Origin of the sequence: Dehalobacterium formicoaceticum, assembly GCF_002224645.1 — a bacterium.
In the GTDB taxonomy this organism is placed as follows: Bacteria; Bacillota; Dehalobacteriia; order Dehalobacteriales; family Dehalobacteriaceae; genus Dehalobacterium; species Dehalobacterium formicoaceticum.
The window spans coordinates 3,084,572-3,108,679 of record NZ_CP022121.1 but is presented as its reverse complement, the minus strand read 5'-3'; the positions used below and the strand labels follow the sequence as shown (position 1 = coordinate 3,108,679).

Here is a 24,108-nt window from a genome sequence, read left to right as displayed (position 1 = left end):
TAAATATTCGTAAAAATAAGTGAAAATCATTCAAAAATGATAAAAAAGTTATCATTTTTACTAGCAATCTTATTTTTACGTTTATTTTACCTCTTTCTCAACTAAGGAAACATAATTATCTTTGGTAGGGATGGGGGTTAATGCCGCTTATATAACTCGCTTCTCTTTAGCCCGTTTTTCTTAGCCTGCGGCCGCCAGCTCATATTAGCGATCTGCTTATATAAGAAGCGAGGAAGGTTGGGGTCAAGGGTAATGTTCTCAAATGAGCGTCTTTGCAAAATGGTTTCTGCCAGTGCATCTAGTGTTTTCCCCAGTCGGGTGAACGGTCCTGAACCGATTGGAATACCTTGCACCATACTTCCGGCACCGATCCCGATGCCCTGCCCCCATGTCAAGTTGGCTTCCTGTGTAAAATGCTGCATCATCTCTAAAGCCAAGGTATTTTGGCAGCCGTCATAAAACCCGTTATTCACAAGCGTATATACCTTTGCCTGCGGGGCAGCCTGCGCAATAGATGGGCAAATTTGCTCCAGCTGGCGCAGCAGGTTGGCGGGAATGCCATCCACATACAAAGGAAAGGCAAACACGAGGGCGTTGCACCCGCTCATGGCGTGAAGCAATGCCGACGCATCTCCGGACGCACTATCATAACATGTGATCTCAACATCCAATGTGATTTCAACATCGGTCAAGCGCTTTTCCAGCGTCTGCAAAATGATTTTGCTTGCGCTATTCCCGCGCTTTGGGCTTGCATTTATTAAAGCAATTTTCATAAAAGCACCATATGCCCTCCATTTAGGGATCCGTAGGGATCCGTGCCTGACACCTACTTATCAACTTATTGACATCCTACATATCGTTCCTTCTCTCAGAAAATGATCTTCAAGAATATGATGAGTCTAATTTAAATTTAAAATAGATCGTTATGGGTTCCCGTACGTGTTAAAGATAGTGTTAGGACATTTTATTTGCCACATTAAATGAAAAGAAGTTTGTCTAAGGCTAGTGTAATCACTTTATAAAAGTTAATTCGTATGATATGATGTGAACAGAAAACTATTTAATTGGCGGTGACTTTAATGGGTAAGATTCTATCTTCGGAGGAACTCATGAAATACATTTTTAATATGGATAGTGAAAATTCGGTTTTTCAGTTTACAATACCAGGTAAAGGTAAGTTTACTCTTGTTTTGCAAGAAGAAAATGTGCAATCAATAAAAGCCGATGTCGAGGTAAATCCAACGCTTGAGCATATGTTTAAAAACGGTGAAGAACAATACAAGAAAGGACTTGGAATTACGACCTCCGACCTTTTAAAAACACTTTCGGAAAAGGATTTTATGTGATGGATTATCGTAATGTTATATGGACTCCTGTTGTTAGGGGAAAAATTATTGAATTTAGGAGTGAAAGATTTACTCCAGAGGAAACATTGAATTTTATTTCTCAGATTATCATAGAAACTGAAGATTTTTTAAAAAATCCTATTATCGGCAAGACTTACACAGAAGAATTCGGAAGATATAAAGGTGTATCAAGGATTGTTGTTAATAAGTTTAAGATTTATTATAAACAGTTTGATAATGATATCGTTATTATTGGGGTGTTATTCCCGGGTGAAAATAAATAGATGCATGGAAAGGTCTAGCCTACCACCAGTACTTAAACCTTAAGCACTGCCTGGTAACAACAGTGTTGCATAGATTGTCGGAGGGATTGTCGGAGGGACGGGGTTGTTGACAACCTGCTGTTAGCTGGAAAGAAAGAAATCAGTCTAATGGTCCTGGGCTATGTCGGCATGCAAATAGTGGTATTAATTCTACTAAAGAGGTGGGGGAAGAGGCTGTAGCCGCTCCACCATGGACTATGCTGCCGATGAAACGAGACTAAAAAAAGCCAAGTTCAATAACTGATGTACTGGGAAGCGAAACAGCTGCATTTTTTAGAAGTTTAAGTAACGCTTAAGTTCCTTATAGAAAATTTCTCTAGTGCCAGCCATGATAATAACCACAATATCACCATTTTCTAATGCGGAAACTCGATAGGCCAGTTCGTAGTTGGTGCGATTATAATAAATATCCATGCTAAATAATCCATTTAAGTCACCAGTTTTTGCTTGTCCAACATATGGATTTTTACGTATGCTAGTTATTGCTTCCTGAAAGGCTCTTTTTAAGCCGTTATCTTTTAGCTTCTTAAAGTACTTTTCAGCTACAGGTGTATAAATTACAGGAAGCATTTTCTAGTCCTCCGTTTCACTATCTAAGCCGAAAATTTCATCAGTACGGTCTACATAGTTAACAGAGACTTCCCTTGCCAATGCGTCAGCTTGTTCGATAACCTTTTCTATGGCTGGACGTATCTGGCGGTTAATGCGTTTAAATTCATTTAATAATTTCTGACCACTATAACCCTGATCTATAAGGTCTGATAATATCTCTTCTGCAAATGCTGAATCTTCATTTTTTACGGGTGTGAGAATCAACATATTATTTGAATAGATGCAATTTACTTCGTCTGAAAGGCCTAAAGCTTCAAAGAATTTAGCAGGAATGGTGATTTGCCGTTTTGATGATATGTGAATACGACGCTTTTCCATAGGATTTTTATCCTCTCTTTTTCTATCTAATAAAATATTATATGCTCCTTTTATTAAAATGATACATTAGTAAGGAAACTTGGTTTCCTTACTAATGTATCATATAGTATCATACTTTATTTTTTTATTAATTGTCAATAGCAGTTTCAACTAGCGAAACAACTTCGGATAATCGGTTGTGCCATGGACTATCCTATAAACATAGATCGTGTCGTCAATTAGTCGGTATACACAAATGTATTCACCGCATACCAGCTTGCGATATCCTTTCTCTTGCAGAACAGGGTCCGAATGCTCAGTGCCAAGTAAAAGATACTCACCAAGCTTTACTATGGAATCAAGCAACCTATAAGTAATTTTCTCTGCTGATACCGATCCGGCTGCAAGTAAGTGGTAATCTGCAATTCGGTCAATGTTGCCGGATGGCAGGGGGCCATTTTGTAATGGCCCTTGCCTTAAGGGTTTTGGTATTGTCTGGCCGTCAAGTGTCCCCGGTTAGCGTCTTCGATTGAATATTACGTGTTGGAGGAGCCACCAAATCTCCTGAAATAGAGCTACACAATCCGTAATATAGAGCCATTGAGTTGATGGTGGGAGCCATCTGAATATTTCACTCTTTAATAGCTCTACCTTATCGCTAAAACTTAACCACTTTTACATGAAATTAGAGCCATTTTCACGGTTGCAAGGCCATCTGTAAAAGATCAATAGCCGGTGCCCGACACCAACTTATCAACTTATTGGCATCCAAGATAGCCAACATAAGTTGTATTATCGGAATTGCATGTAAAGAGAAGGATTCTATTATCAATGGGCGGCTCCGGGTGGTGTCTGACAGAGCGCATGTGATCGGTTGTGAAATATGGGGATGAGAATCCCAGCGGGCAAGGTAGACCAACCGCCCGTAGCTTTCCACCCATGACCGGATTTGGTCCAGCTCCAAGGGACGTAAAGGGCGCCTAAATTCCCTTGCTGCCATTACTGCTGCAGCTGCAGTCGTTTCTGCAATCTTGGCCACACCTGACACTTTAGCCACATCAGCAACATCAGCAACATCAGCAACATCAGCAACATCAGCCATATCAGCCAGTTCTGCTGTTTCTCTCTTTTCTGCCCCTTTTTTCGTTGCTGCCAATTCTGTCGCTGGTGCCCCCTCTGACCTTGCTGTAATCACAGTTGTTTCCGTTATTTCCATTTCTTCCATCGCCGCCGCTGCCGCTGCCTCTATTTCTCGAGGAGTATCGGAGTTCAGGTTAAGGGAATCAGAAATAGGGTTAAAGGAATCCGGCATCAGGATAGGGGAATCAGGAATCAATTTAAAGGAATCAGCCGGAGTGGTTTCCGCCTTTTCAGGACTTATCGCGATATTTCCCGATTTTTCCGTCGGCGCAGGAATACTGCTCTCCACTTCGTTTTTGTGGGGATTTTGATGCTTCTTGAAATTAATCACCCAGATATAAGCCTTTCCCCCCACCTGATATCTTTGGATCAAGTCATGTTGGAACAGATCCTCCAGCAATCCATCCACATCACAATCATCATAGGGCAAAAGCTCAGCTTTGATTCTTTTGGGCCGATCTTCCAGACGGCCTTCCCGATCGGCAATGGTCCAAAGGCCGGCAAAAAGAATACGCCCCAAAGGTGCTATCTCTGCCAACTGGTCATTAACAAAAAATCCTGGTTTAATATTGCGAGAACGGGCCATGTTACTTTTCCTCCTCATAAACGTTAAGTTGTATTTTTATCATAAATATGAATGTTTGTTCGTTTTGTTCATTATAATTCTGGGAGGTATGATTTTCCAGATGGGCATATCAGGACATCTCCGGAAAAAGAGGACAAGAGGGACAAATGAGGATAAAAAAAACTACCGACAGCGGTAGTCTTCTTTTAGGTGTCAGAATTAACATGATTATTAGCCAAAAATTTCTTGATTTCTTTTAAAGAGAACCTTTTGTGCCCTCCTACAGTGTTGAAATAAGGGAGAAAACCATCTTTGCACCAGCGGCGCAGAGTTCTGGAGCTGACACCCAGTATTTTGCAAGCAGTTTTGGTATTAATTAATCGCTCCCCCATAATCATGGTTTGATCCATCATTTGATTCGTCGTTTCTTTAATTGTTTCATTCATTGACTTGTCCGTTTTTTCCATATTATTGATCCCTGTCCTTCCTTTCTTCTCTCAGAACATATGTTCCATAACTTGATTTTACCGAATATATGATCCCCTGTCAAGGAAATTTTTCCAAAGGGGGGCTTTGATCAGCATATTGGCAGCAAGTTCTTAAATGCCGGTATCGGCTATGGCGGATCTTGTTTTCCAAAGGATAATAGAATATCCCGCCAGTTTTTTTATCTCGAATTTGTTGACAAATCGATTAAAAAGAGTAGAATAAAAAAGTATTTAAATGGTTACCTTGGGTAACTAATTTTTATAAAAGTATAACTGGGGCTTCCGTTGGACATGGTCCGTGAAGGCGGATGCCTTTCGCTATGCTGGGCATAAGCCAATTTTCTTTAGAGGAGAGGAAAGAAAATGCAAGGATTCTTTCAACGTTATTTTTTATTGTATCGACCGCTGATCAGTAAGTTAAACGAGTTACTGGGCGAATATGAGTTGTCCTACTCGCTATGGCAGGTTATTCTTTATGTTAAAAATAATGGGCCATCCACACTTGTTGAAATTTCTGCCCACTATAACGTAGAAAATCCAACGATAACAAGGAGAGTCCAATGTCTAGAGGAGAAACTCATCATAAATGTTTTACCGGGTAAAGATCGGCGCGAAAAAATAATTCAATTGACGGAGTACGGAGAAAGCCTTTATCAAAATTGTCGGGAAAAGATAACGAATCTGGAGGCTGAAGTCATGGAGGGTATTCCGGAATCCGAACAAATTGCTGTCTTTGAGGCTCTCCCTAAACTACGGAAAAACATTCAAAACCTAAAAGGAGTCAATCATGAATAACCCTAAATTATGGACAAAGGATTTTTTAATTATCTCAATAGCCAACTTTTTTCTTTACTTTACCTTTTACTTATTGATGGTATCGATTACTGTTATTGCAACGAAAAAATTTGCAGCAACACCAAGTGAGGCTGGCATTGCTTCCGGCATATTCGTCCTTGGAGCACTGATCGCCCGTCTTTTTTCCGGTAGGTCGATTGATCGGGTGGGGTGGAAGAAGATGCTTTATTCCGGTTTTATTCTCTTTATCATCACGACATGCTTTTATTTTATAGTTAACAATATGACTTTACTTTTGTTCAACCGTTTATTGAATGGAATTACCTTTGGTATAACATCGACCGCAACAGGTACAATTGTTGCAAGGATTATTCCAAATGAGCGGCGCGGCGAAGGAACAGGCTATTACGCGCTGAGTGTAACTCTTGCGGCTGCGATGGGGCCTTTCTTAGGAATGTTTTTTATTCAGCATGCCGGTTATACGATGAATTACATACTATGTATTATTTTATTAGTAATCGGTTTAATGACGTCCTTTTTTATAAAGGTCCCCAATGTAGAAATAACACCGGAACAACTTGAAAAAAGGAAAGGATTTTCTCTTCACAATTTCATTGAAGCCAAGGCTTTTCCAATTTCAATGATTGGCTTTTTCATTGGTTTTTGCTATTCAAGTATCCTTACTTTCCTCACTCCCTATATGCAGGAGATTAACTTAGAAAGTGCCGGCAGTTTCTTCTTTATCGTGTATGCAGTATTCATTCTCATTTCAAGACCCCTTACCGGCCGCCGGTTTGATCTAAAAGGGGAAAATAGTGTCATGTATCCATCATTTTTATTGTTTGCGATTGCGTTAGCGATATTAAGCCAAGTTCATCAAGGCTTTGCCCTTTTAACAGCCGGGGCCTTGGTCGGTCTAGGATATGGAACATTAACTTCAAGCGGTCAGGCCATCTCCGTGAAAGTTTCGCCGAAGGACCGAATTGGATTAGCAACTTCGACCTGGTTTATCTTTTTGGATGGAGGATTGGGTATCGGTCCTTATATCATGGGATTGTTTATCCCGTTCATAGGTTATAGGGGTTTGTATATGGCAATTGCGGTCATCGTTTTTGCCTGCCTGTTCTTATATTTTTCCCTGTATGGCAGAAAAGCTGGGAGACTAGAACTGCAAGTTAATCGAGCTAATCGAGCTGAGGTTAAAGAGCTGACGATATAGCAGGATTTTAGCTTGATATAAAGCATATACAGATAAAAAGCCCCGATTAAGGGGCTAAATTATTACTACTCAAGCAGAAAGTCTATGATATTTTTTACTTTGATCCCAGAATAGTCATTAAAGACGGTTTGATAGTCAAGCGGTCAGGTTAAATATTTAGTAGGAAAAATCAAAGTTACATATTGACATATCTATAATTGTAGATATAATAGAAGCATGGATATTTTAGAAATTTGCAAGGCGTTAGGCAATGAAACGAGACTTAATATTTTGAAATGGTTGAAAGAACCCGAAAACTATTTCACCCGGCAGGAATATCAGGTGGATGAAAGGACTGACTGGGACATTGGGGTATGTGTGGACAGCATACAGAAAAAAGCAAATGTATCACAGTCTACCATTTCACATTATTTGGATATCATGCAGAGAGCAGGACTCCTGATTGCTGAGCGCAGAGGCAAATGGACATATTATCGCCGGAACGAGGAAACAATTCAGCGGACTGCAGATTATGTGGCGCACGAATTGTAGAAGCGGTTGATAATTTTTCGGAGGAAGAAAGGCAGAGAAATCTGCTTTTTCTCGGGCATATCATATCGACAAAACGAGATAAGTAGTTGAATAAATGAATAAACGGAGGAAATGATCATGCATTACAATAGTCCCATCGTCCGTCCTCAGACGGACGCAAACGACCTGTTTATTGAACTCACTGTAGGCTGCACACACAACAGTTGCACGTTCTGTAATTTCTATGACGGGTATCCGTTTCGGGTAGCTGACTGGAAGCAGATTGAAGAAGATTTGCAGGAGGCGGCAGCGGTTTATCCCCATACGACGAAGGTATGGGCGACGGGCGGTAATCCGTTTGCGCTTTCTGTGGATAAGTTGAAACGGTTTGCTGATCTGACAAAAGAATACCTGCCGGAAGCAAGGATTGGAACCTATGCACGGGTGAATGACCTGTATCATAAAAGCGCGGAGGAAATCCATATTCTCCACGAGGCAGGATACGATAATATCGTTCTTGGAATTGAAAGTGCGGATGACGACGTTCTTTCCCATGTGAAGAAGGGATACACAGCAGAGGACATTCTGAGGGAGTGTAAGAAGTTGGAAGAAGCTGGGATGCCCTACCGCATCATCTATCTCGGAGGACTTGCAGGTGCCGGAAACGGCGAAGAGAGTGCAAGAAGGACGGCGGCGGTTCTGAATCAGCTGCATCCGTATTACATGTTCCTGACAACAGTTGCAATTCTTCCGGGTACAAAGCTCCATCAGGAAATGCTGGACGGTACTTTCAAAGAAGAGACCGAGTTGGAGCGGTTAAAGGAATTTCGCAGGCTGATTCAGGATATGAAGAACCCAATTGGGGTGTTTTCTGCTACCTCTACGGATGTACTCGCATTTACGGCACATTTCCCGGAGGATAAAGATAAAGTGCTGAAAAAGTTCGATAAGGCAATTTCTACATTTAGCGCGGAAGACGAAGCGTATTTCAATGCAAGAAGACATGCAATGAGGTCAGTCTAAAGGGAAAGGGGCGTTTGAGTATGGAATTTAAGAAAAAACATGGCGTTCCTGAAGAATATGAGCTTGTTAGCCCCGATTAGAGGGTGCGTCTTAGGGATTTTTAATCCCGGAAAAATATCGGCATAGTTTGGTATATATTTACCGGCTATGCCGATATTTTTCTTGTTCAGTGGTGGATGTAGAAACCGATGGGTCAAATTCGCCAATACAGTTATAAACTATTTTGATACGCTGTACTCGTCTGCCGTTAATGCGCTCTGCCTTATAAACATAGATTTTTTCAACCGCTTATGATTTTGGATTGCACTTTTATTGTGGGTACTCCATTATTGTTATTGTATAATATATTTTTCAGCAAATTCACTTGGAGTCAATATCTCAGGTTTTTCAATCTCGACATCTGAAAAATCCTTATCTCCAGTAACTAAGATATCCACATCTTCAATTATTGCTGTGTTTAGCACGGGATAATCCATTTTATCCCTAATCTTAAACAAATTTTCTTTCATAACTTCAGGAGTATAAACTAACTCATAGGGTAATACAGTTAAAAATCATCAAGCGCGCCCAATTTTCCTGGAAACTTTTTCAAAACAACCCGTTTCAACTCATCGACTACAAATGAAGATAAAACAAGTCTATGCTCAAGTAAAATAGTTTCAATAACCTTATTCATAGCACTGCTTTTAAATATGAAAGCAGAAATTAAAACATTTGTATCCAGCATTATCCTCATATGTTATTTCCCTGCTTTTCTTGATGTGCTTCTCTTCTAATTTCTTTTACTAAGTCTACAACGTCATCTTCTGTTCCTAGACCTAATCTTTCTGCTTCACCCTCAAAAGAAGATTGAATCTTTTGAAGAGCCAACATAGCTGAATTTACCACAATGATGTTTCCATCCTTCTCAATAAATACTACCTTATCACCTTCTTTAAGGTTGAGTTTTTTTCTGATATTAATTGGAATTGTTACTTGCCCTTTAGACATTACTTTTGCTAATTCCATAATCCTGCCCCCTACTTTCCCTACTTTACTAATATTATATGCTAATAATGAATATTTATCAACTAATTTGAAGGTGAAATAGGGCGGGCGAAATCGAGTACGAGCCGGTGCCTTACACCAACTTATTATTGGCATCGGAAAAGCAGCCCAATTGGAACCCGAGAGGCCGGAAGAAGTACGGGTTTGAGACCTTCTGCTATGGTCCTTTGAGATGTAAGTTGTATAAGGCCGGGCCTAACTGAAAAGTCCAAGGTCGGAACGGGAGGGTGTATGTCGAGGAAGACTGGGTTGATGAGGAGATGACGACATAGGGATGTCTCTCTTAAAGTATTACGGTAATATCCTCAGGATAATTGTAATACTTTCAAAGGTGGCTCCCAACAGCGGAACTGTTTCAGTGAATTTAGGGAAAATTAGATCCATATATTTTCTATTAGATGATATTGTGACTTAAATCCTAGAAATGATAAATAAAAGCCACATTTAGGGTAAAATGTATGGAGCATTTTTAGTGTTTCGATAGGGTTGAATTGCGTATTTTCTACGACCTCATATCCAACTATGTCAGAGAGCAGGCGAAGATTTTTACTCATCCATGCTTCTACAATAAGGGGTACATCCAAATATTTTTCTAATACTTCATCAACGACAGCGTTTCTCTCAATAATTGGCTGAGTTATAATAAATGATGCACCAGCGTCTATCTTTTTTTGTAGTTTATTAAACTCAGGTTCTTTCGGTTTATATGGATTAAAAGCTACACCTAGAATAAAAGTATCTTGATATTTTTCTTTTATATATTTTAATAATTCAACAGAGGTAACTAACTCTGCCATTCCTTCAATTCCCAATTCTGAAGGTTGAAGCTTTGGCAGACGTTCTGAACCATCACCACTCAAAACTAACAGATATTTGATTCCTTTGGATTCGCATCTATCAAGGATGCTGTGTAAGTCTTCTTTGGTATGGAATGTATTAAGGTGAATTATTACCTGTTCAGGATTTATATCAAGTTTTAACTCTTCTATAATTTCTATGCCTTTAAAATAAAGATTTCCCATAGGGTTATCTCCAATACAAGCACAATAACCACTTTTCATAACTTTATTGAATTTTTTAGCAAAAAGTTGAAGATCATCTTCCAGCCTTTCGGTATCTTGTTTTGGGGGAAGTGTTTCAACAAGGTATATCTTATTTTTTATATGATTTCTCATTTATCTTACCGTCCTTTAAAAATAAATGAAGTTGCGTGCCTGACACCAACTTATCAACCATCATGACTTGCGGCACAAAAGGAGAATGAAAATAGGGTATAGATTATCTGCTTTCGTGTGAACTTATTTAGTTTTTTGATGAACTATATAGATGAACCTTAATTATTCATAAGGGCTCATCAAATAGTACCTTGTACTGCTTAGTTAAAGTGTTTCGCGATTTTATTGCTTTCACCTAAAAAGTGAAGCTCAATAAATAGAAAAAGAGTTCTAATTTTGTTAAAATGAAGTCGATAAACAAATCACAAACAAAGGAGAAACTATTTTATGACCAGTGTAAGCTTACTTCAGTTAGAAAGCAATAGTAAAATTAGCAGGAATGATCCATATTTTCGTCAATTCGAAAGCTGGTTAACGAACCCTAAGTTTCATGTTTTTAATCATGCAAATACTGTTTTGGTTATTTATGGTAATGCAGAATCGCATTGGCATGTTTATTAATGCAGCCTTGCAGCAGGTAATATCATGTTAGCTGCTCATAGCATGGGAATAGGAACTTGTTGGATCGGCTTTGCAGAACCAATTTTAAATACTAAGGAATTTAAGATAAAACATGGCATTTCTGAAGAATATGAGCTTGTTAGTACCTTGAGCATAGGTTATATGAAATTCGCTTTGCCTTCATCTAAAAGAAAAAAACCTATAATATGATTCCACTGCGAAAACCCCAATAAAATCCTCATTTCCAGGAGGAAATTAATCTCTTCATATCGAATAAACAAGTAATGATTAGAAAATAGAAGAAACAAAGAGATAAATAAATTATTTGGGGTGTTAGCAGATGTTTAGAGAAAACAATGAACATTTACAACAAAACTTATTTAATAATCTTTTTACTATGGATTCACGACTTGCTAAAAAACTTGAAAAGTCCTGGCCAGCATTCTTTTATGAACATGTTTTTTGCAAAATAGATGAAAGCTTGTTTTCTCCGTTATACTGTAGTGATAACGGACGTCCCAACTTCCCTGTAAATATTTTAATGGGTCTGGATCTAATCAAAGAAATTCGTGGATATACAGATGAAGTTCTTCTTGAAGAATACGCCTATAACTTTCAAATCTCATATGCTTTAGGCCTTAGAACCTTAGAGGAACGCTACTTTGCATCCCGAACTCTATATGAGTTTAGAGCCAGGCTTTACAATTATTCTCTTGAACATCCGGAAGAAGCAGACCTTATTTTTACTCAGTTTGAAAAACTTACAGATCATTTTATTAAAGTTGCCGGACTTGATACCGATGAAGCACGTATGGATTCCACCCAAATTATGTCCAATATAAAACTAGCTGGCCGTATCTCACTGGCTTACGATGTTCTAGTCAATGGAATAAAGGTTCCGATATCGTTGAAGATGCAAAGACCCAAGGGATTGAAATCCATTACACAGATATGACTGGCCGCAAAAAAACCAGCGATAAACTTCCTTACAATGATTTTGAGATTGAGAATAAAGAAAATATTCTTCGTTGTCCTGCAGGTCAAGAGTCCATCAGATCGGAATTTAATGAAAAAAGCAAAACACTGAGTGCCCATTTCAACCGTGAAATTTGTAATGAATGCCCCCTTAAAGAAAATTGCCGAGTCAAATTCCAGAAAAAAGATACTGTCGTACGGGTAACCCAAAAGGCCTTAGTTGCCGAAGAAACTCGCTTAAAGCTTGAAGCTAAAGAAGAACGAAAAGAAGCCACAAGTAAAAGAGCCGCTATTGAAGGAACAAACTCAACATTAAAAAGAGCACAAGAAATGGATAAACTTAGTGTAAGGGGTATCATAAAAGGCCATCTAGTTGTAGGAAAAAAGTTAATCGCCCATAATTTTCGCCAGTTAACTATATTCTTTAACGGAGATATCCGCAAAAAAGTAAAAGAATCACTCAAACCAAACCAAGGGATACCTGTCGCTATTTAACAAAGAAAAATAAAGAACTTGATGGAAAAGGTGAATAAATATGCATTGTAAACTTAAATATTACCTTTTTATATCGCGCATATGGGATTTTTAAAGAACGTTATCCTTAATTTACTACCAATAATGTGGTTAGAAAGTTAGGTTTTACTGCTTTCAGCAGTGGAATCATGAATGCATTAATGAAAAAAAGACCTTTGACCTTGAACATCCTGTCCTTAAGGACGACGGCAGCATTGGATGGACTCATTCCTGTGCGGTGCCTACATTTGACGAAAAAGGGGAGATAAAAGAATGGTTCGGTATGGCGAGTGACATCACTGTGCAAAAGAAGGCGGAAGAAGAATTTCAGCGCTATTCGGACGAACTAAAGCGGAAGGAAAAGGAGACGCTTGAGCTGATTGACAGTTTTACAGAAGGCAGCTGGATCGTAGACCCTGTGGCGGGCACGATAATGTGCTCGGAAAAGTGGGCCAAGTGCATCGATCTCGACCTTGTGCGTGTGCTCTTGGCGCACTTTATCTCCGTACTTTTCGGGCCAAGTGCATCGGTCTCGACCTTGTGCCCGAGGAAGAACGTCTGGCATATACGCATACACTGATCCATCCCGACGATACAACAGGGGGCAACTCTATTCCTTATTACATAGAAATCGGAGCCGCCAGGTTTGATCTGGAATACCGCATAAAGACCGTGGACAGCGGATATATCTGGGCGAAGCACCGGGGGAAGATCGTTTATAATGAGAAGGGGCAAGCGGTCAAGGTCTATGGAGTCACATTTGATATTACCGAGCGTAAGCACATGGAGGATGCGCTGCGGGAGAGTGAAGCAAAATATCGCACTATTTTTGAAACATCACAAGAAGGTATCTGGGTAATAAACGGCAACGATCAAACCATACTGGTAAACGAAAGACTTCAGCAGATGCTCGGCTACTCCTTTGATGAATTGATGGGCCGGTCTCCCCAGGCATTTATGGCCCCGGAATTTCAAGCCGCGGCTAATGAGAGACTGGCTGATCATATGGAAGAAAACAAGCAAGTAATAGACTACAGATTCATTAAGAAAGATGGAAGCTCTCTGTGGTGTATCCTCTCCTCAACACCGTTATTTGATAAAAACGGCAAATTTGATGGTTCGATTGCTATGTTCTCCGACATCACCGATCGCAAAAAAACCGAGATAGAAAAAGATCATTATATGAAAATCGCAGAAGAAAGAGCTGATTGGCTTCAAGCCATAATGGATTTAATACCTGCCGGTATTTGGGTTTCGGATCATACGGGAAAAGTGGTTATGGTGAATCAAGAAACGGTAAATATGTATAGGGGCAGTTCTCCCTTGTTCGGTAGCCTTGAAGAATACACTTCACATAAATTATTCCTGCCCGGCACCGACGAACCGGTAGTATTTAAACCATTCCAACCGAAGGAAGCACTGATTGGTGTGGTCTTGGATTTTGAACGGTTTGACGGCACGAGGGGGACCCAAGTCGCTTCAACCGAAGCTCTACGTGATAAGGAAGTAAATATTATCAACTATGTGGTTGTTGCAATGGATATAACTCCCCTAAGAGAGGCAGAAAAAGCTCTTAAGAAAAGTGAAAATAATGCCTTAGAATTAGTTGATAAACTGAATCAAGCGAAAGAAGAATTAACAAATGCGCTGCACCTAGCTGAGCAAAAGTCAGCCGAATGGAATGCTATCGTCGACGCAGTACCTGATGGTTTAACTGTATATGGAAAAAGTGGAGAAATTCTATATATGAATGATGCCGTCAAAAATATTATTGACAACTATGATGCATCGATATCAGATGGTGTTGAATGAAGTGTGCAACGGAGGGAGAAAGGAAGGTGAAGGATGAAAGCATACCTGGACCAACTGTTTGATACACCGTTATTTCAAAATATAAACCCCAATGATGCGAAGGATCTTCTTATCTGCCTTACACCCACGACAAAATCCTATGCTAAAGGCAATTATATCACTCGCTCCGGGGAAAATATCCATGCCATCGGTGTTGTTTTGCAGGGCATGGTGCAAATGCTGAAGGAAGATGTCTGGGGTAACAGAACTATTTTGACGGTAATGCCGGAAAAGAGCATTTTTGGGGAAACTTTTGTCTGCAGCGGATATTATAACAGCACCGTTTCCTTTCAGGCAGCTGCAGACTGCACGATTCTTTTTCTTTCTTTTGACCGGATCCTCCATTCCTGCGCCAAAGCCTGTACCTTTCATCACCGTTTGATTGACAATGTTGTGATCATGATTGCCCAGAAGAATATTCAACTGATGGAGAAGATAGAATTAACTTCGATGAAAACCCTGAGAGAAAAGATCCTGCTTTATCTTTCCTTGCAGGCACAGCGAAACAACAGGCTTTATTTTACCATCCCTATGAGTAGACTAGAAATGGCGGAATACCTGGGTGCGGAACGAAGTGCTTTGTCCCGGGAATTATCACGGATGAAGAAGGACGGCCTGATCGATTACGATAGAAATACCTTCAGGCTTTTAGGAAAGTAAACTAAAAAAAAGCAGCAGCTCTTTTTCTGGCGAAATCCCCTTTTCCATATTTGCGGCAAATACGTTGCCTAGGCAACATACCACTTTCACGAAATCGAATATAATCCAAATTGTCAGAGAGAACCTGTGTGCAGCAATAAATTAAGCTGCTATGATAAAAAATTAAAAAATTTGGGGAGGAAGATCAATGAGTATGTTCTGTTATCAATGTCAGGAAGCCGCAAAGGGAACCGGCTGCAAAGTGAAGGGCGTGTGCGGGAAAAACGAACAGGTGGCCAATCTTCAGGATATTTTAATTTACACCCTCAAAGGTGTTGCGGAAATCGTTGTTAAAGGAAATTTGGATGTAAGGGATTTCAGACAGGTAAATCAGCAAGTATTTAACAGCTTGTTTATGACGATAACCAATGCCAATTTTGATGAAAATGCCATTGAAAAAGAAATCAAGAAAATGATTGCCATGAGAAATGATCTGAGAGGCAGACTCTTTGTGGAGACCCCAAAGAGCGGATTTTTCCAAAGAATTTTCGGCGGCAAAAGCGAAGCTCCTGATCCGGCTGTGGTGTATAAACTTCATGATGCCGCTACTTTTGAGGTTAATACCAGAGAGGATATGCTGAAAAAATCAGGCACAGTAGGCGTACTTGCCACTGAAAACGAAGATGTACGCTCTTTGAGAGAACTAATCACTTACGGCTTGAAAGGTCTGGCGGCTTATGCCCATCATGCGGTAAACCTGGGCAAAGAAAAGGATGAACTCTATGCCTTTACCTACCAGGCTTTGGCTGCCACCCTCGATGACAGCCTCTCTGCTGATGATCTGGTGGCCTTGACCCTAAAAACAGGTGAACACGGTGTGAGCGTGATGGCTTTGCTGGATGAAGCCAATACTTCCAAATACGGCAATCCAGAAATCACCCAGGTGAATATAGGTGTAAGAAAGAATCCGGCTATTCTGGTTTCCGGCCATGATCTGACGGATCTGGAACAGCTTTTGAAGCAGACCAAAGGTACCGGGGTGGATGTCTACACCCATAGCGAGATGCTTCCTGCCCACTACTATCCGGCCTTCAAAAAGTACGATCATCTGGTAGGTAACTACGGCAACGCTTGGTGGAAACAGGCAACGGAGTTTGAGTCCTTCCACGGGCCGATTCTCTTTACCACCAACTGCATCGTTCCGCCGAAAAGTGAGGAATTAAAAGCCAGAATCTTCACCACCGGTGCTTCCGGCTTTCCCGGCTGCCAGCATATTGAAGCAGATGTCCAGGGCAAAAAGGATTTTTCCGAAATCATCAAGCTGGCCAAAACTCTAAAAGCACCTAAGGAAATCGAAACGGGATCCATCGTCGGTGGTTTTGCCCATGAACAGGTTTTTGCTTTGGCAGACAAAGTGGTAGATGCAGTGAAATCCGGTGCCGTAAAGAGGTTCTTCGTGATGGCAGGCTGCGATGGCAGAATGAAGAGCAGAGACTACTACACTGATTTTGCCAAAAAGTTGCCCCAGGATACCATCATTCTGACTGCAGGTTGCGCCAAATATAAATATAATAAGCTGGATTTGGGTGATATTGGCGGCATTCCCAGAGTATTGGATGCGGGACAGTGCAACGACTCTTACTCCCTGGCCCTGATTGCGCTGAAGCTAAAAGAGGTATTCGATCTTAAAGATATAAACGATCTACCCATCGCTTATAATATCGCTTGGTATGAGCAGAAGGCTGTTATCGTTTTGCTGGCTCTACTGTATCTGGGCGTGAAAAACATTCACCTGGGACCGACACTTCCGGCCTTTTTATCACCTAATGTGGCCAAGGTACTGGTAGAAAACTTCGGCATCGCCGGTATCGGCTCTGTTGACGAAGATATCGCTCTCTTCATGGCTCAGTAATGCTTCCTTATTTAATGCTTGATATCCACGACGTCTTCGTGACACGTGACAGATGACAAATAAAAACCCACCAGTAAACCATCTATGTTCGGAAATGATGTCGAAGATAGAAAGGATATTGGTGGGTTTAATGGTGCTGGACCAGTTTTAGCATAAGTAGTGGCAGAGGTTACATTCTTTTTGCTTCCATATTTAATGCCTGATATAATGGATAAACACGAAGGATGTAGTAATAAATGCCAAGGAAAATTCCTCTGGTTATTTTGTTATTTGCTATATTATCGTTATCATCTATTGGATTAGCTCACCCGGGGCGTTTGGATAGCAACGGTGGTCATTATGTGAGGAAAAGTGGAGACTTTTAATGAGATGGTGCTATGAATCTGAAAGAAAGCTACCTGTACTTGGTTATCTCGACGACATTATCATCTTGCCTGCGTTAATCGCGTTAACAATTAGGCTCATTCCCCATGATACTTTTGAGCGATTCAGGAATGAAGCCGAGGAGATATGGAAAAACGGGAAACCAAAAAAGTGGTATTACGCTATTCCGATTGCCGTGATTTGGCTGTTTATAATTTGGCTGATTATTAAAGCTGTGTTTTTGTGAAATGTTTTGGCAAGTATGCTTTACATTTGATTTAAAGGAAGGTGGCGAGTAATGCAGCGACTGGTAGTAACGGATTACAGAATAGCAGCTGATGTGTCTAAACAGCTCACCATCGCAATAGTCGCCGATCTCCATGATAGAAGCTGGGAGGCAATGCGGGAATCGTTGGACTCCCGAAAGCCGGACATCATAGCGGTTCCGGGCGATCGGTGGATTCCTCGTCTTGGAAATCCTCCGGAGCTGGTGTATGTGATTATCGGCTAAATATCCCATGAAATTCATTACTGAAACCTATTGGATTATTAGAGGAAAGATCAATAGCAAAAGATTACGGCTAATGGAATTATTTGGCAAGGACTTATTTTCTGGTATAATATAGATGTGATAGAAAATGGATTTACACGTAATAAGATCATTATGGTGAAATTGAGATTTATTAAAGGAGGTCATATAAATAGCGCAACCGGAGGACGGTTGCGCTCTGTTTATAAAGCTTTTACTGTTGATTTTTTGACTTCGTAGCGCCGGAATAAAACACGACACGCCGGAAGGAACCCCGCAAGGAGGTTGCTGTTCACCGATTTTGGCAAACATATACCTACACATGGAGCATTGTTTTGCCCTAATTGTCATGAGCAATTAGCAACAAAAGCAAACTTAAAGAGAGAAAACAAAGAAGTCTATAAAATGATTCGCAGTGCTTTTAATACCAGGAAGTATTAATGTTAAAAGACAAACAGGAGCAGGTGCACTCAGTTTCATAACACAAAACCATTGATCGCTGTCTTTGTTGTATCTAATAGCACTTCATTTTTCTTGTGCCCTTCCCCTGTGTCTTTTAAGCTCATTATTCGGATGTTTCCTCATTGGATTTCTTGATGCGACTGAAATACGGATGAATGTCAGGGTGTTGAATACCTTCTATCTTACAATCTTCGCAAATCTTTTGGCCGTTGTCTTCATAAGGTTCATCATTAGAAACTTCAAGTCCACATTTTTCGCATTTAGGCATTCTGGATCCTCCTTCATTTTACTTGAATCAATTTGAACATAATTCCTATTGCTTATTTCTTTGTGTCTAATCAAGCAATACCAAGGCAAAAAAGTTCCATTGACCATAGGTTTCTTTTTTTGTATCGATCTGGAAGCCATTATCTCTAGCGGTTTTGAACACATCAATTCCGCAAGCCTCCATTAAGGGTCTGGCATCTTTGTTTTTTCCTTGGGGTACGGATGACTCAGCCTGAGTCGTGTTTTGGTCGGATTGTCAAGTGGGGCTGGTACCAAAGGGCAATGATAATAGAGCAAATGCTTTATAATATCCTATAGCATAGGCCTCATGCTCAATCATAATGGCCTTTTGAGATAGTTTAGGTCCATCGGGGCCGGCAAGTAATAGGGCATAATCATATTCTTTAATTACTTTCCTGGTTTCTTCTGCACTGGGTGCAAATGGAGGATGTAAAGTATCTTTGTTGTATAAGGGGCATCCATATTTACACTTCAATTGCACCCATTCTGCAACGGCAATTGTATCTGTCTGAATGATCTTGGCGTTTTGAGCACCCAATTCCAGTGCTTTTTTCTGTAGTTGTTCCATTTTGCTTAAACTTTGTATCTCTTCCGCATAATAGTTATTATTTGAATGACAATGAATTTCTGCCGTTTCATCCGGCCGATAATAAGGGCATTTCTCCATGCGGCACCCGTGGGGATGGCGTGTCACATAGGTGCATACCAGATCCTTGTCTGCGGTTTCCAAGGAAACATTGAAGTACTTTTGGGCGTATTCAACTGCCTGATCCAGGGAAACCCTGACAAAAGCCTTGCAGCAGCATGGGCCCGTATGGGAGGCAATGGCATGAATGACATCCCCGACCACGCTCATGGTCTTTGATGTTTCCTGGTCTTTGGGACAGGATGCTCCTAATATCACGCTAAAACAGGCTCCCATGGCTGGAGCAATGCCGCAGACACCGGTTAATCCGCAATACCCGCCAAGGGCTTGTTTTCTCGTGCGCTGCAAAGCCTCATGAATCTGATCGTCGGTTACTTTGAGTGTTCCTTCGTTTTTCAGCGCTGCGAGGAATGATCCGGCGGCAATCCAGGCATTCTCACAACCCAACATGGGCACTCGTCCATGACCCATCAATTCCTCGGCAATCATAAATGGATTCTTTTCCGGTGTGGTTTCAATCACCTGCAAAATGACCTCAAAAAGGTCTTTTCCGTGGCAATCGTCACAAATATAGTGGTCGTTAGGACAATAAATATTGCCGATTTCAGTTTTGCCACATTGATGGCAGGTCAATTCTTTGCCCACACTTAAATAGGTTAGAGGTTGACCGCACATTTGACAGTGCTCAGTATTAGTAATGGCATTAGTCTTAGTATTAGTCTTAGTATTAGCATTTGTCTCCATAGGGTGTTGACCAACATCCTTCTTCGGAGGTCAGCAGCTTTCCGTCGACTGAGTATTGTTTAACATTTCAACCATAACAATCACCACTCCTTTTTCTTTTTGTTTTGTGGGCATAATCGATAAGAGGATTAAATGATTAATGATTAAATCTCTATTTTTGTTGAATAGCTAGCAAAAAATATCTACAGTCTTTGATGATCTTCCAGATCACCGGGTCAACTATTCAGTAATAGTTAAAGCTTGCGCGGCTTTCCGCACGGGCTATCCCTGCCTTAGTCAAGACCTTTAGATGGTGAGATGTTAAGGGCTGGGAAAGACCCGCCAACCTCGCTATCTCGTTGACGCTTTTGCACTCTAAGGAAAGAACTTCAATTATCTTAAGTCGGCTAGCATCTGCAAAGGCTTTAAAAAAGTTCTGCTCTTCGATGTAATTTTCCATTTCATCACTCAGTTGTTTTTTTTTAGAATATCATAAACGATCATTTATATCAATGATTGTTTATGCACTAACCAATTTTAATCAAGTGTAATTTGTGATATACTTTAAAAAAACAGGAGAAGAAAAGAAGAATTCATCATGTTAAAAATAAACTATTTCAATAACGTCGAAAATCATCTATTTAAATACGCATAATTGTTTCAGACACCATGAAAAATGGGAATTATGAAGGGAATATCTTCAAAAGACGAGGGGGAAATGAAACTTGGGTAATAATCATGTGAATGACTCGTATAAATGGGTTATTCTGGCGATCTCTTTTTTAATAATGATGGGTTTTGCTTTTTCCTTGCAGGCACTGCCGCCTTTATTTAGTCAAATTGCAAAGGATGTATCTTTTTCTAACTCCCAGGAAGGTATGTTAATGGGTGCTTACGCTATTCCAGGGATTTTTCTGCCCCTTTTAATAGCTTATATGGCCAACCGATTTGATATGAAGGCAATGATACTTGCAGGGTTACTAATTATGATTGTGGGAGTAACAGCATTTTCTTTAGCCGGTTTTTTTTCACTATTGTTTTTTTGCAGATTAATAGCCGGGGTAGGAGCGACGGTAGTAATAGTACTTGCTCCCATATTAATTACTATGTTTTTTGACGAAAAGAATATCGGTCTTGGTATGGGTATTTTTAACATAGCCGTACCAACAGGTACTGTTTTGGCGGCTAATCTCTTCGGTTATCTTGGAGGAGTTGTAGGATGGAGAGGCATTATGTGGATAATTGCCGGCTATTTGGCAGTGGTTTTAGCTCTGGTATTCTTCGCACTTTATTTACCTAAAAATGAAATCGGGAATAATTCCAGTAGCTCGGGGTCATCCTCAAATATCGGTGGCAATTTGGGTGTTTGGCTGCTTGCTGCTATCTGGGCTTTAGCAAACCTTCAGCTGTTATCTTATATGACCTTTGGCTCCAAGTTGTATCAGTCCCTGGGGATATCTGTCCAAAGTGCCGGATTTCTCACTAGCTTAATCATGCTTGTTTCGATTTTTCTTGCACCTATCATAGGGATAATATTTGATAAAACCGGTCGCAAGAAGCCGTATTTACTTATTGGGTCTTTCATCTCCTTAGTTTCTTTTGCTTTCTTGGCAAAAAATATCCTGCCCTTACCCTTGTTGGCTCTGGGCCTCGGGATAGGATTCACTCCGATACCTGTTTTTGTTTTTGCTTATCTCCCGCAAATAGTTAAACCGCACCAGATAGGAATGGGTATGGGGATACTGACAGTGGCCTCGAATTTAGGTACAACAATAGGGCCACCAGCACTGGGATCCATCCTTGACCTCACAGCGGGGAATTTCTCTATTGCCTTTATGGGATTGTCACTGGTATCATTAATTATCATTCTTATTACCTGGCTGGGGCTGAAACCGGTGAAAGCCGGACAAAATTATTTATAGTTGTTTTTTTGTTCAGTAGTTAGCTCTTTCGGTGCTAAATAATCATTGATGTGTTCCAGGGGTTCCGTAATACCCTTATTTGTCGAACAGATAAAAAGTGGACAACCATTAACTGTTACAGACCCCAATATGACGAGGTTTTTAATGTGCCTCGATGAAGCGGTAGAGCTTGTAGTCTTTGCATTTCAAAATGCGGAAGCAGGAGACATTATGGTTCAGAAATCACCGGCATCTACTATAGGTGATTTGGCACTGGCGATAAAGGAACTATTTAATGCTGATAATGAAATAAAGATCATTGGCACACGTCATGGTGAAAAAAGATATGAAACCCTTTTAACAAAGGAAGAATATATAAAAGCAGAAGATATGGGTGGTTTTTTCAGAGTACCCGCAGACAAAAGAGATCTTAATTATGATAAGTATTTTATTGAGGGGGACCAAAAACTTTCTGCTGAGATAGAATACAATTCCGATAACACCGATAGGTTAAATATTGAGCAGATAAAAGAAAGACTATTATCACTAGATTTTGTACGGCAAGAACTAGAGTATTATACTGCCAGAAACGAAGCAGCAATTACAACAGAATCATCAAAATAAATTCGAAAGGCCGGTATAAATTTATCAATAAATGCAGATTGCAATGCTTTGATTCGGCGATTAAACAAGCCCCTAAGGACAGCAGGTGCACGTTCTGTAATTTCTATGACGGATATCCGTTTCGGGTAGCTGACTGGAAGCAGATTGAAGAAAGCCCCGATTAAGGGGCTAAATTATTACTATTCAAGCAGAAAGTCTATGATATTTTTTACTTTGATCCCAGAATAGTCATTAAAGACGGTTTGGTCCATGGTAAGAATATATTTTGGATAATTATCAGATATGGACTCAAGAGGACGTAATTCTCGTTCTCTTGTTTTCTCATCTAAAATTGTAGCTGAGACCTGATAATAGATTTTCTCATCTGCTTTAGTTGCGACAAAATCAACCTCTAATTTACCAACTTTTCCAATTGTGACGTCGTAGCCCCGTCTTAATAGTTCCAGATAAACAAGATTTTCTAAAATATGGCCATAATCGGTATTACGCAGTCCTGCAAGTTGGTTGCGAATGCCCATGTCTACAATATAGTATTTTTCAAGGGTTTTTAGAAACATCTTCCCCTTTAAGTCATAACGATTTGCTTTGTAGATAATGAATGCATTTTCAAGCATTCTAAGATAATTATCGATCGTATCACTGGTCGTCTTTCTGCCACTGCTGGTCAGATAATCACTTATTTTTTTAGTTGAGACAATACTGCCGATATTAGCAGCTATAAATTTTAATATACTTTCAAGAAGGGCTGCATCTCTTACACCATTTCTTTTAATAACATCTTTGATCAGCACAGTATTGTATATCCCTTCCAGGAAGGGACCTATTGTATCTGGATTATCCATTAAATCAACTACAGTGGGAAGTCCACCATACTTAAGGTATTGATTAAACTTTTCTTGAAGATTGCAGATTTTATCATTTTCAGTGAAATCTAAATACTCTTTAAAGGACAATGGCTGCATTTTGATTTCAACATATCGACCAGATAGCAATGTGGAAAGCTCGGAAGATAGTAAGTATGCGTTGGATCCAGTAATATAGATATCGACATTTGCATCGACAAGAAATGAATTTACAACCTTTTCCCATGATGATACCTGTTGTACTTCGTCAAGAAGAATATAATGCTTATCACGGTTATTAATAAGTCGTTCTTTTATATAGGCATGTAGTTCTTTGTAGCTAGTTATTTCATCAAACTCAAAGGATTCAAAATTCATACGAATAATATGGTCTTTGACTACACCGTTTTCTATTAAATAGTTCTCAAAAAGAGAAAGTAGGGTTGACTTACCACAACGCCTCAATCCGGTTATGACTTTTATTAATGGCTTATCCCTGTATTGGATTAGCTGTATGAGATAAAGATCTCGATTTTTCATGAAGCCACCTCTTTCTAAGAGTATAACCAAAAAATTAAAATATATCAATAATTATCCGAGTATAGTAGAAAAAAATAAATAATAGGATGACAAATCAAATATAAAATGAAATATAACAGAAGGTGGCAGTGGGTAAAATATATGCTTGACAAACACATCAGTTTTATGATATTTTAGTTAAAATTTAATAGCTTTACCAAACCGTTGAAGCGGAGATAACGGTGATCATGATCCCAAAGAGAGCCCGTGGTGCTGAGAG

General features: G+C 39.9%; 31 protein-coding genes and 4 pseudogenes. 19 read left to right on the top strand and 16 right to left on the bottom strand.

Features of this window, described 5'->3' with window-relative positions; all coding sequences use genetic code 11:
• Positions 1–137 precede the first annotated feature (137 nt).
• Complete coding sequence (locus CEQ75_RS15065) at positions 138–773, bottom strand: NAD(P)H-dependent oxidoreductase (protein ID WP_089611921.1); 636 nt, start codon at positions 771–773, stop codon at positions 138–140.
• 336 nt (positions 774–1,109) lie between these two features.
• Between CEQ75_RS15065 and CEQ75_RS15060 the strand changes: the two genes are divergently transcribed.
• Together CEQ75_RS15060 and CEQ75_RS15055 are read left to right on the top strand one after the other, a co-directional pair.
• Positions 1,110–1,346, top strand: a complete 237-nt coding sequence (locus tag CEQ75_RS15060; RefSeq protein ID WP_198306562.1) for a hypothetical protein — start codon at positions 1,110–1,112, stop codon at positions 1,344–1,346.
• Positions 1,346–1,630 carry a type II toxin-antitoxin system RelE/ParE family toxin gene (locus CEQ75_RS15055; protein ID WP_089611919.1) on the top strand — a complete coding sequence of 95 codons (285 nt, stop codon included), beginning with the start codon at positions 1,346–1,348 and terminating at the stop codon, positions 1,628–1,630. Before CEQ75_RS15060 ends, CEQ75_RS15055 begins: the two co-directional genes overlap by 1 nt.
• Positions 1,631–1,942: 312 nt before the next feature.
• Here CEQ75_RS15055 and CEQ75_RS15050 read toward each other — a convergent pair whose 3' ends face one another.
• From CEQ75_RS15050 to CEQ75_RS15025, 5 genes are all read right to left on the bottom strand, one after another.
• On the bottom strand, positions 1,943–2,239 hold the full coding sequence (locus tag CEQ75_RS15050; protein ID WP_089611918.1) for a type II toxin-antitoxin system RelE/ParE family toxin: 297 nt from the start codon (positions 2,237–2,239) through the stop codon (positions 1,943–1,945).
• Between the two features lie 3 nt (positions 2,240–2,242).
• Positions 2,243–2,599 carry an AbrB/MazE/SpoVT family DNA-binding domain-containing protein gene (locus tag CEQ75_RS15045; protein ID WP_089611917.1) on the bottom strand — a complete coding sequence of 119 codons (357 nt, stop codon included), beginning with the start codon at positions 2,597–2,599 and terminating at the stop codon, positions 2,243–2,245.
• Positions 2,600–2,749: 150 nt separating this feature from the next.
• A complete protein-coding gene (locus tag CEQ75_RS19595) occupies positions 2,750–3,004 on the bottom strand; it encodes a type II toxin-antitoxin system RelE/ParE family toxin (RefSeq protein ID WP_420828430.1) in 255 nt (84 codons plus the stop codon).
• Positions 3,005–3,275: 271 nt separating this feature from the next.
• Entirely contained in the window at positions 3,276–4,304 is a 1,029-nt protein-coding gene (locus CEQ75_RS15035; RefSeq protein ID WP_089611915.1) for a hypothetical protein, read from the bottom strand.
• 185 nt (positions 4,305–4,489) lie between these two features.
• Positions 4,490–4,750: a MerR family transcriptional regulator gene (locus tag CEQ75_RS15025; RefSeq protein ID WP_089611913.1), complete on the bottom strand. Its 261-nt coding sequence runs from the start codon at positions 4,748–4,750 to the stop codon at positions 4,490–4,492.
• Between the two features lie 87 nt (positions 4,751–4,837).
• Here CEQ75_RS15025 and CEQ75_RS19590 point away from each other — a divergent pair.
• The 5 genes and pseudogenes from CEQ75_RS19590 to CEQ75_RS15000 form a co-directional block, all read left to right on the top strand.
• Positions 4,838–4,933: pseudogene (locus tag CEQ75_RS19590) on the top strand (hypothetical protein); the annotation flags it as partial.
• A 201-nt stretch (positions 4,934–5,134) separates the two neighbouring features.
• Positions 5,135–5,566, top strand: a complete 432-nt coding sequence (locus CEQ75_RS15015) for a MarR family winged helix-turn-helix transcriptional regulator (protein ID WP_089611912.1) — start codon at positions 5,135–5,137, stop codon at positions 5,564–5,566.
• Entirely contained in the window at positions 5,559–6,785 is a 1,227-nt protein-coding gene (locus CEQ75_RS15010; protein ID WP_089611911.1) for an MFS transporter, read from the top strand. Before CEQ75_RS15015 ends, CEQ75_RS15010 begins: the two co-directional genes overlap by 8 nt.
• 216 nt (positions 6,786–7,001) lie before the next feature.
• Positions 7,002–7,316 (top strand): ArsR/SmtB family transcription factor, encoded by a 315-nt coding sequence (locus CEQ75_RS15005; protein ID WP_089611910.1) that lies wholly within the window; start codon positions 7,002–7,004, stop codon positions 7,314–7,316.
• Between the two features lie 117 nt (positions 7,317–7,433).
• Positions 7,434–8,318, top strand: coding sequence for a radical SAM protein (locus CEQ75_RS15000; protein ID WP_157677491.1), 885 nt, complete (start codon positions 7,434–7,436; stop codon positions 8,316–8,318).
• 138 nt (positions 8,319–8,456) lie between these two features.
• Here the strand turns inward: CEQ75_RS15000 and CEQ75_RS14995 are convergent, their stop codons facing one another.
• The 5 genes from CEQ75_RS14995 to CEQ75_RS14975 form a co-directional block, all read right to left on the bottom strand.
• The gene (locus CEQ75_RS14995; protein ID WP_089612666.1) at positions 8,457–8,594 is read right to left on the bottom strand and encodes a DUF4368 domain-containing protein; all 138 of its coding nucleotides are present in this window, start codon (positions 8,592–8,594) and stop codon (positions 8,457–8,459) included.
• A gap of 56 nt (positions 8,595–8,650) precedes the next feature.
• On the bottom strand, positions 8,651–8,827 hold the full coding sequence (locus CEQ75_RS19050) for a hypothetical protein (RefSeq protein WP_242965255.1): 177 nt from the start codon (positions 8,825–8,827) through the stop codon (positions 8,651–8,653).
• A gap of 38 nt (positions 8,828–8,865) precedes the next feature.
• Positions 8,866–9,054, bottom strand: a complete 189-nt coding sequence (locus CEQ75_RS19045) for a PIN domain-containing protein (protein ID WP_242965254.1) — start codon at positions 9,052–9,054, stop codon at positions 8,866–8,868.
• Positions 9,051–9,326 (bottom strand): AbrB/MazE/SpoVT family DNA-binding domain-containing protein, encoded by a 276-nt coding sequence (locus CEQ75_RS14985; RefSeq protein ID WP_089611908.1) that lies wholly within the window; start codon positions 9,324–9,326, stop codon positions 9,051–9,053. Before CEQ75_RS14985 ends, CEQ75_RS19045 begins: the two co-directional genes overlap by 4 nt.
• 413 nt (positions 9,327–9,739) lie before the next feature.
• Positions 9,740–10,540 carry a methylenetetrahydrofolate reductase gene (locus tag CEQ75_RS14975; RefSeq protein ID WP_089611907.1) on the bottom strand — a complete coding sequence of 267 codons (801 nt, stop codon included), beginning with the start codon at positions 10,538–10,540 and terminating at the stop codon, positions 9,740–9,742.
• Between the two features lie 513 nt (positions 10,541–11,053).
• On the opposite strand from CEQ75_RS14975, the pseudogene CEQ75_RS19040 reads away from it, so the two are divergent.
• The 10 genes and pseudogenes from CEQ75_RS19040 to CEQ75_RS14940 all read left to right on the top strand — a co-directional run.
• Positions 11,054–11,251, top strand: a pseudogene (locus CEQ75_RS19040) (nitroreductase family protein); the annotation flags it as partial.
• Between the two features lie 130 nt (positions 11,252–11,381).
• Entirely contained in the window at positions 11,382–11,996 is a 615-nt protein-coding gene (locus CEQ75_RS18725) for a transposase (RefSeq protein ID WP_198306561.1), read from the top strand.
• Positions 11,993–12,511 (top strand): transposase, encoded by a 519-nt coding sequence (locus CEQ75_RS18720; RefSeq protein WP_198306560.1) that lies wholly within the window; start codon positions 11,993–11,995, stop codon positions 12,509–12,511. Before CEQ75_RS18725 ends, CEQ75_RS18720 begins: the two co-directional genes overlap by 4 nt.
• 301 nt (positions 12,512–12,812) lie before the next feature.
• The gene (locus tag CEQ75_RS18715; RefSeq protein WP_198306559.1) at positions 12,813–13,109 is read left to right on the top strand and encodes a hypothetical protein; all 297 of its coding nucleotides are present in this window, start codon (positions 12,813–12,815) and stop codon (positions 13,107–13,109) included.
• A complete protein-coding gene (locus CEQ75_RS14960; RefSeq protein ID WP_198306558.1) occupies positions 13,070–14,341 on the top strand; it encodes a PAS domain-containing protein in 1,272 nt (423 codons plus the stop codon). The genes CEQ75_RS18715 and CEQ75_RS14960 overlap by 40 nt, the downstream gene beginning before the upstream one ends.
• A 33-nt stretch (positions 14,342–14,374) precedes the next feature.
• Complete coding sequence (locus tag CEQ75_RS14955) at positions 14,375–15,040, top strand: Crp/Fnr family transcriptional regulator (RefSeq protein WP_089611905.1); 666 nt, start codon at positions 14,375–14,377, stop codon at positions 15,038–15,040.
• Positions 15,041–15,227: 187 nt separating this feature from the next.
• Entirely contained in the window at positions 15,228–16,931 is a 1,704-nt protein-coding gene (gene hcp, locus CEQ75_RS14950; protein ID WP_089611904.1) for a hydroxylamine reductase, read from the top strand.
• A gap of 236 nt (positions 16,932–17,167) precedes the next feature.
• Positions 17,168–17,296 (top strand): YHYH domain-containing protein, encoded by a 129-nt coding sequence (locus CEQ75_RS19585; RefSeq protein WP_094069551.1) that lies wholly within the window; start codon positions 17,168–17,170, stop codon positions 17,294–17,296.
• Entirely contained in the window at positions 17,296–17,541 is a 246-nt protein-coding gene (locus CEQ75_RS14945) for a YkvA family protein (RefSeq protein ID WP_089611903.1), read from the top strand. Before CEQ75_RS19585 ends, CEQ75_RS14945 begins: the two co-directional genes overlap by 1 nt.
• A gap of 51 nt (positions 17,542–17,592) precedes the next feature.
• Positions 17,593–17,805, top strand: coding sequence for a hypothetical protein (locus CEQ75_RS14940; protein WP_089611902.1), 213 nt, complete (start codon positions 17,593–17,595; stop codon positions 17,803–17,805).
• A gap of 583 nt (positions 17,806–18,388) precedes the next feature.
• On the opposite strand, the gene CEQ75_RS18710 is transcribed toward CEQ75_RS14940, so the two are convergent.
• The 4 genes and pseudogenes from CEQ75_RS18710 to CEQ75_RS19580 all read right to left on the bottom strand — a co-directional run bounded on the left by CEQ75_RS18710 (position 18,389) and on the right by CEQ75_RS19580 (position 20,402).
• Positions 18,389–18,553: a hypothetical protein gene (locus CEQ75_RS18710; protein ID WP_198306557.1), complete on the bottom strand. Its 165-nt coding sequence runs from the start codon at positions 18,551–18,553 to the stop codon at positions 18,389–18,391.
• Positions 18,554–18,619: 66 nt separating this feature from the next.
• Positions 18,620–18,748: pseudogene (locus tag CEQ75_RS19665) on the bottom strand (DUF2284 domain-containing protein); the annotation flags it as partial.
• 60 nt (positions 18,749–18,808) lie between these two features.
• Positions 18,809–20,038, bottom strand: a complete 1,230-nt coding sequence (gene mbdU, locus CEQ75_RS18445; protein ID WP_476728654.1) for a metal-binding double selenoprotein MbdU — start codon at positions 20,036–20,038, stop codon at positions 18,809–18,811.
• 148 nt (positions 20,039–20,186) lie between these two features.
• Positions 20,187–20,402, bottom strand: a complete 216-nt coding sequence (locus CEQ75_RS19580; protein WP_089611900.1) for an ArsR/SmtB family transcription factor — start codon at positions 20,400–20,402, stop codon at positions 20,187–20,189.
• 265 nt (positions 20,403–20,667) lie between these two features.
• Here CEQ75_RS19580 and CEQ75_RS14920 point away from each other — a divergent pair, with 265 nt between their 5' ends.
• Positions 20,668–21,864, top strand: a complete 1,197-nt coding sequence (locus tag CEQ75_RS14920; RefSeq protein ID WP_242965246.1) for an MFS transporter — start codon at positions 20,668–20,670, stop codon at positions 21,862–21,864.
• A gap of 42 nt (positions 21,865–21,906) precedes the next feature.
• Positions 21,907–22,467 (top strand): annotated as a pseudogene (locus CEQ75_RS14915) (polysaccharide biosynthesis protein); the annotation flags it as partial.
• Between the two features lie 179 nt (positions 22,468–22,646).
• Here the strand turns inward: CEQ75_RS14915 and CEQ75_RS14910 are convergent.
• Entirely contained in the window at positions 22,647–23,849 is a 1,203-nt protein-coding gene (locus tag CEQ75_RS14910; protein WP_089611899.1) for an ATP-binding protein, read from the bottom strand.
• Positions 23,850–24,108: the final 259 nt, after the last annotated feature.

What these genes read in the sequence shown, in the direction of transcription:
- CEQ75_RS15065 (WP_089611921.1), bottom strand. Translation starts at nt 773, where the DNA reads ATGAAAATTGCTTTAATAAATGCAAGCCCAAAGCGCGGGAATAGCGCA.
- CEQ75_RS15060 (WP_198306562.1), top strand. Translation starts at nt 1,110, where the DNA reads ATGAAATACATTTTTAATATGGATAGTGAAAATTCGGTTTTTCAGTTT.
- CEQ75_RS15055 (WP_089611919.1), top strand. Translation starts at nt 1,346, where the DNA reads ATGGATTATCGTAATGTTATATGGACTCCTGTTGTTAGGGGAAAAATT.
- CEQ75_RS15050 (WP_089611918.1), bottom strand. Translation starts at nt 2,239, where the DNA reads ATGCTTCCTGTAATTTATACACCTGTAGCTGAAAAGTACTTTAAGAAG.
- CEQ75_RS15045 (WP_089611917.1), bottom strand. Translation starts at nt 2,599, where the DNA reads ATGGAAAAGCGTCGTATTCACATATCATCAAAACGGCAAATCACCATT.
- CEQ75_RS15035 (WP_089611915.1), bottom strand. Translation starts at nt 4,304, where the DNA reads ATGGCCCGTTCTCGCAATATTAAACCAGGATTTTTTGTTAATGACCAG.
- CEQ75_RS15025 (WP_089611913.1), bottom strand. Translation starts at nt 4,750, where the DNA reads ATGGAAAAAACGGACAAGTCAATGAATGAAACAATTAAAGAAACGACG.
- CEQ75_RS15015 (WP_089611912.1), top strand. Translation starts at nt 5,135, where the DNA reads ATGCAAGGATTCTTTCAACGTTATTTTTTATTGTATCGACCGCTGATC.
- CEQ75_RS15010 (WP_089611911.1), top strand. Translation starts at nt 5,559, where the DNA reads ATGAATAACCCTAAATTATGGACAAAGGATTTTTTAATTATCTCAATA.
- CEQ75_RS15005 (WP_089611910.1), top strand. Translation starts at nt 7,002, where the DNA reads ATGGATATTTTAGAAATTTGCAAGGCGTTAGGCAATGAAACGAGACTT.
- CEQ75_RS15000 (WP_157677491.1), top strand. Translation starts at nt 7,434, where the DNA reads ATGCATTACAATAGTCCCATCGTCCGTCCTCAGACGGACGCAAACGAC.
- CEQ75_RS19050 (WP_242965255.1), bottom strand. Translation starts at nt 8,827, where the DNA reads ATGAAAGAAAATTTGTTTAAGATTAGGGATAAAATGGATTATCCCGTG.
- CEQ75_RS19045 (WP_242965254.1), bottom strand. Translation starts at nt 9,054, where the DNA reads ATGAGGATAATGCTGGATACAAATGTTTTAATTTCTGCTTTCATATTT.
- CEQ75_RS14985 (WP_089611908.1), bottom strand. Translation starts at nt 9,326, where the DNA reads ATGGAATTAGCAAAAGTAATGTCTAAAGGGCAAGTAACAATTCCAATT.
- CEQ75_RS14975 (WP_089611907.1), bottom strand. Translation starts at nt 10,540, where the DNA reads ATGAGAAATCATATAAAAAATAAGATATACCTTGTTGAAACACTTCCC.
- CEQ75_RS18725 (WP_198306561.1), top strand. Translation starts at nt 11,382, where the DNA reads ATGTTTAGAGAAAACAATGAACATTTACAACAAAACTTATTTAATAAT.
- CEQ75_RS18720 (WP_198306560.1), top strand. Translation starts at nt 11,993, where the DNA reads ATGACTGGCCGCAAAAAAACCAGCGATAAACTTCCTTACAATGATTTT.
- CEQ75_RS18715 (WP_198306559.1), top strand. Translation starts at nt 12,813, where the DNA reads ATGGCGAGTGACATCACTGTGCAAAAGAAGGCGGAAGAAGAATTTCAG.
- CEQ75_RS14955 (WP_089611905.1), top strand. Translation starts at nt 14,375, where the DNA reads ATGAAAGCATACCTGGACCAACTGTTTGATACACCGTTATTTCAAAAT.
- hcp (WP_089611904.1), top strand. Translation starts at nt 15,228, where the DNA reads ATGAGTATGTTCTGTTATCAATGTCAGGAAGCCGCAAAGGGAACCGGC.
- CEQ75_RS19585 (WP_094069551.1), top strand. Translation starts at nt 17,168, where the DNA reads ATGCCAAGGAAAATTCCTCTGGTTATTTTGTTATTTGCTATATTATCG.
- CEQ75_RS14945 (WP_089611903.1), top strand. Translation starts at nt 17,296, where the DNA reads ATGAGATGGTGCTATGAATCTGAAAGAAAGCTACCTGTACTTGGTTAT.
- CEQ75_RS14940 (WP_089611902.1), top strand. Translation starts at nt 17,593, where the DNA reads ATGCAGCGACTGGTAGTAACGGATTACAGAATAGCAGCTGATGTGTCT.
- CEQ75_RS18710 (WP_198306557.1), bottom strand. Translation starts at nt 18,553, where the DNA reads ATGCCTAAATGCGAAAAATGTGGACTTGAAGTTTCTAATGATGAACCT.
- CEQ75_RS19580 (WP_089611900.1), bottom strand. Translation starts at nt 20,402, where the DNA reads ATGGAAAATTACATCGAAGAGCAGAACTTTTTTAAAGCCTTTGCAGAT.
- CEQ75_RS14910 (WP_089611899.1), bottom strand. Translation starts at nt 23,849, where the DNA reads ATGAAAAATCGAGATCTTTATCTCATACAGCTAATCCAATACAGGGAT.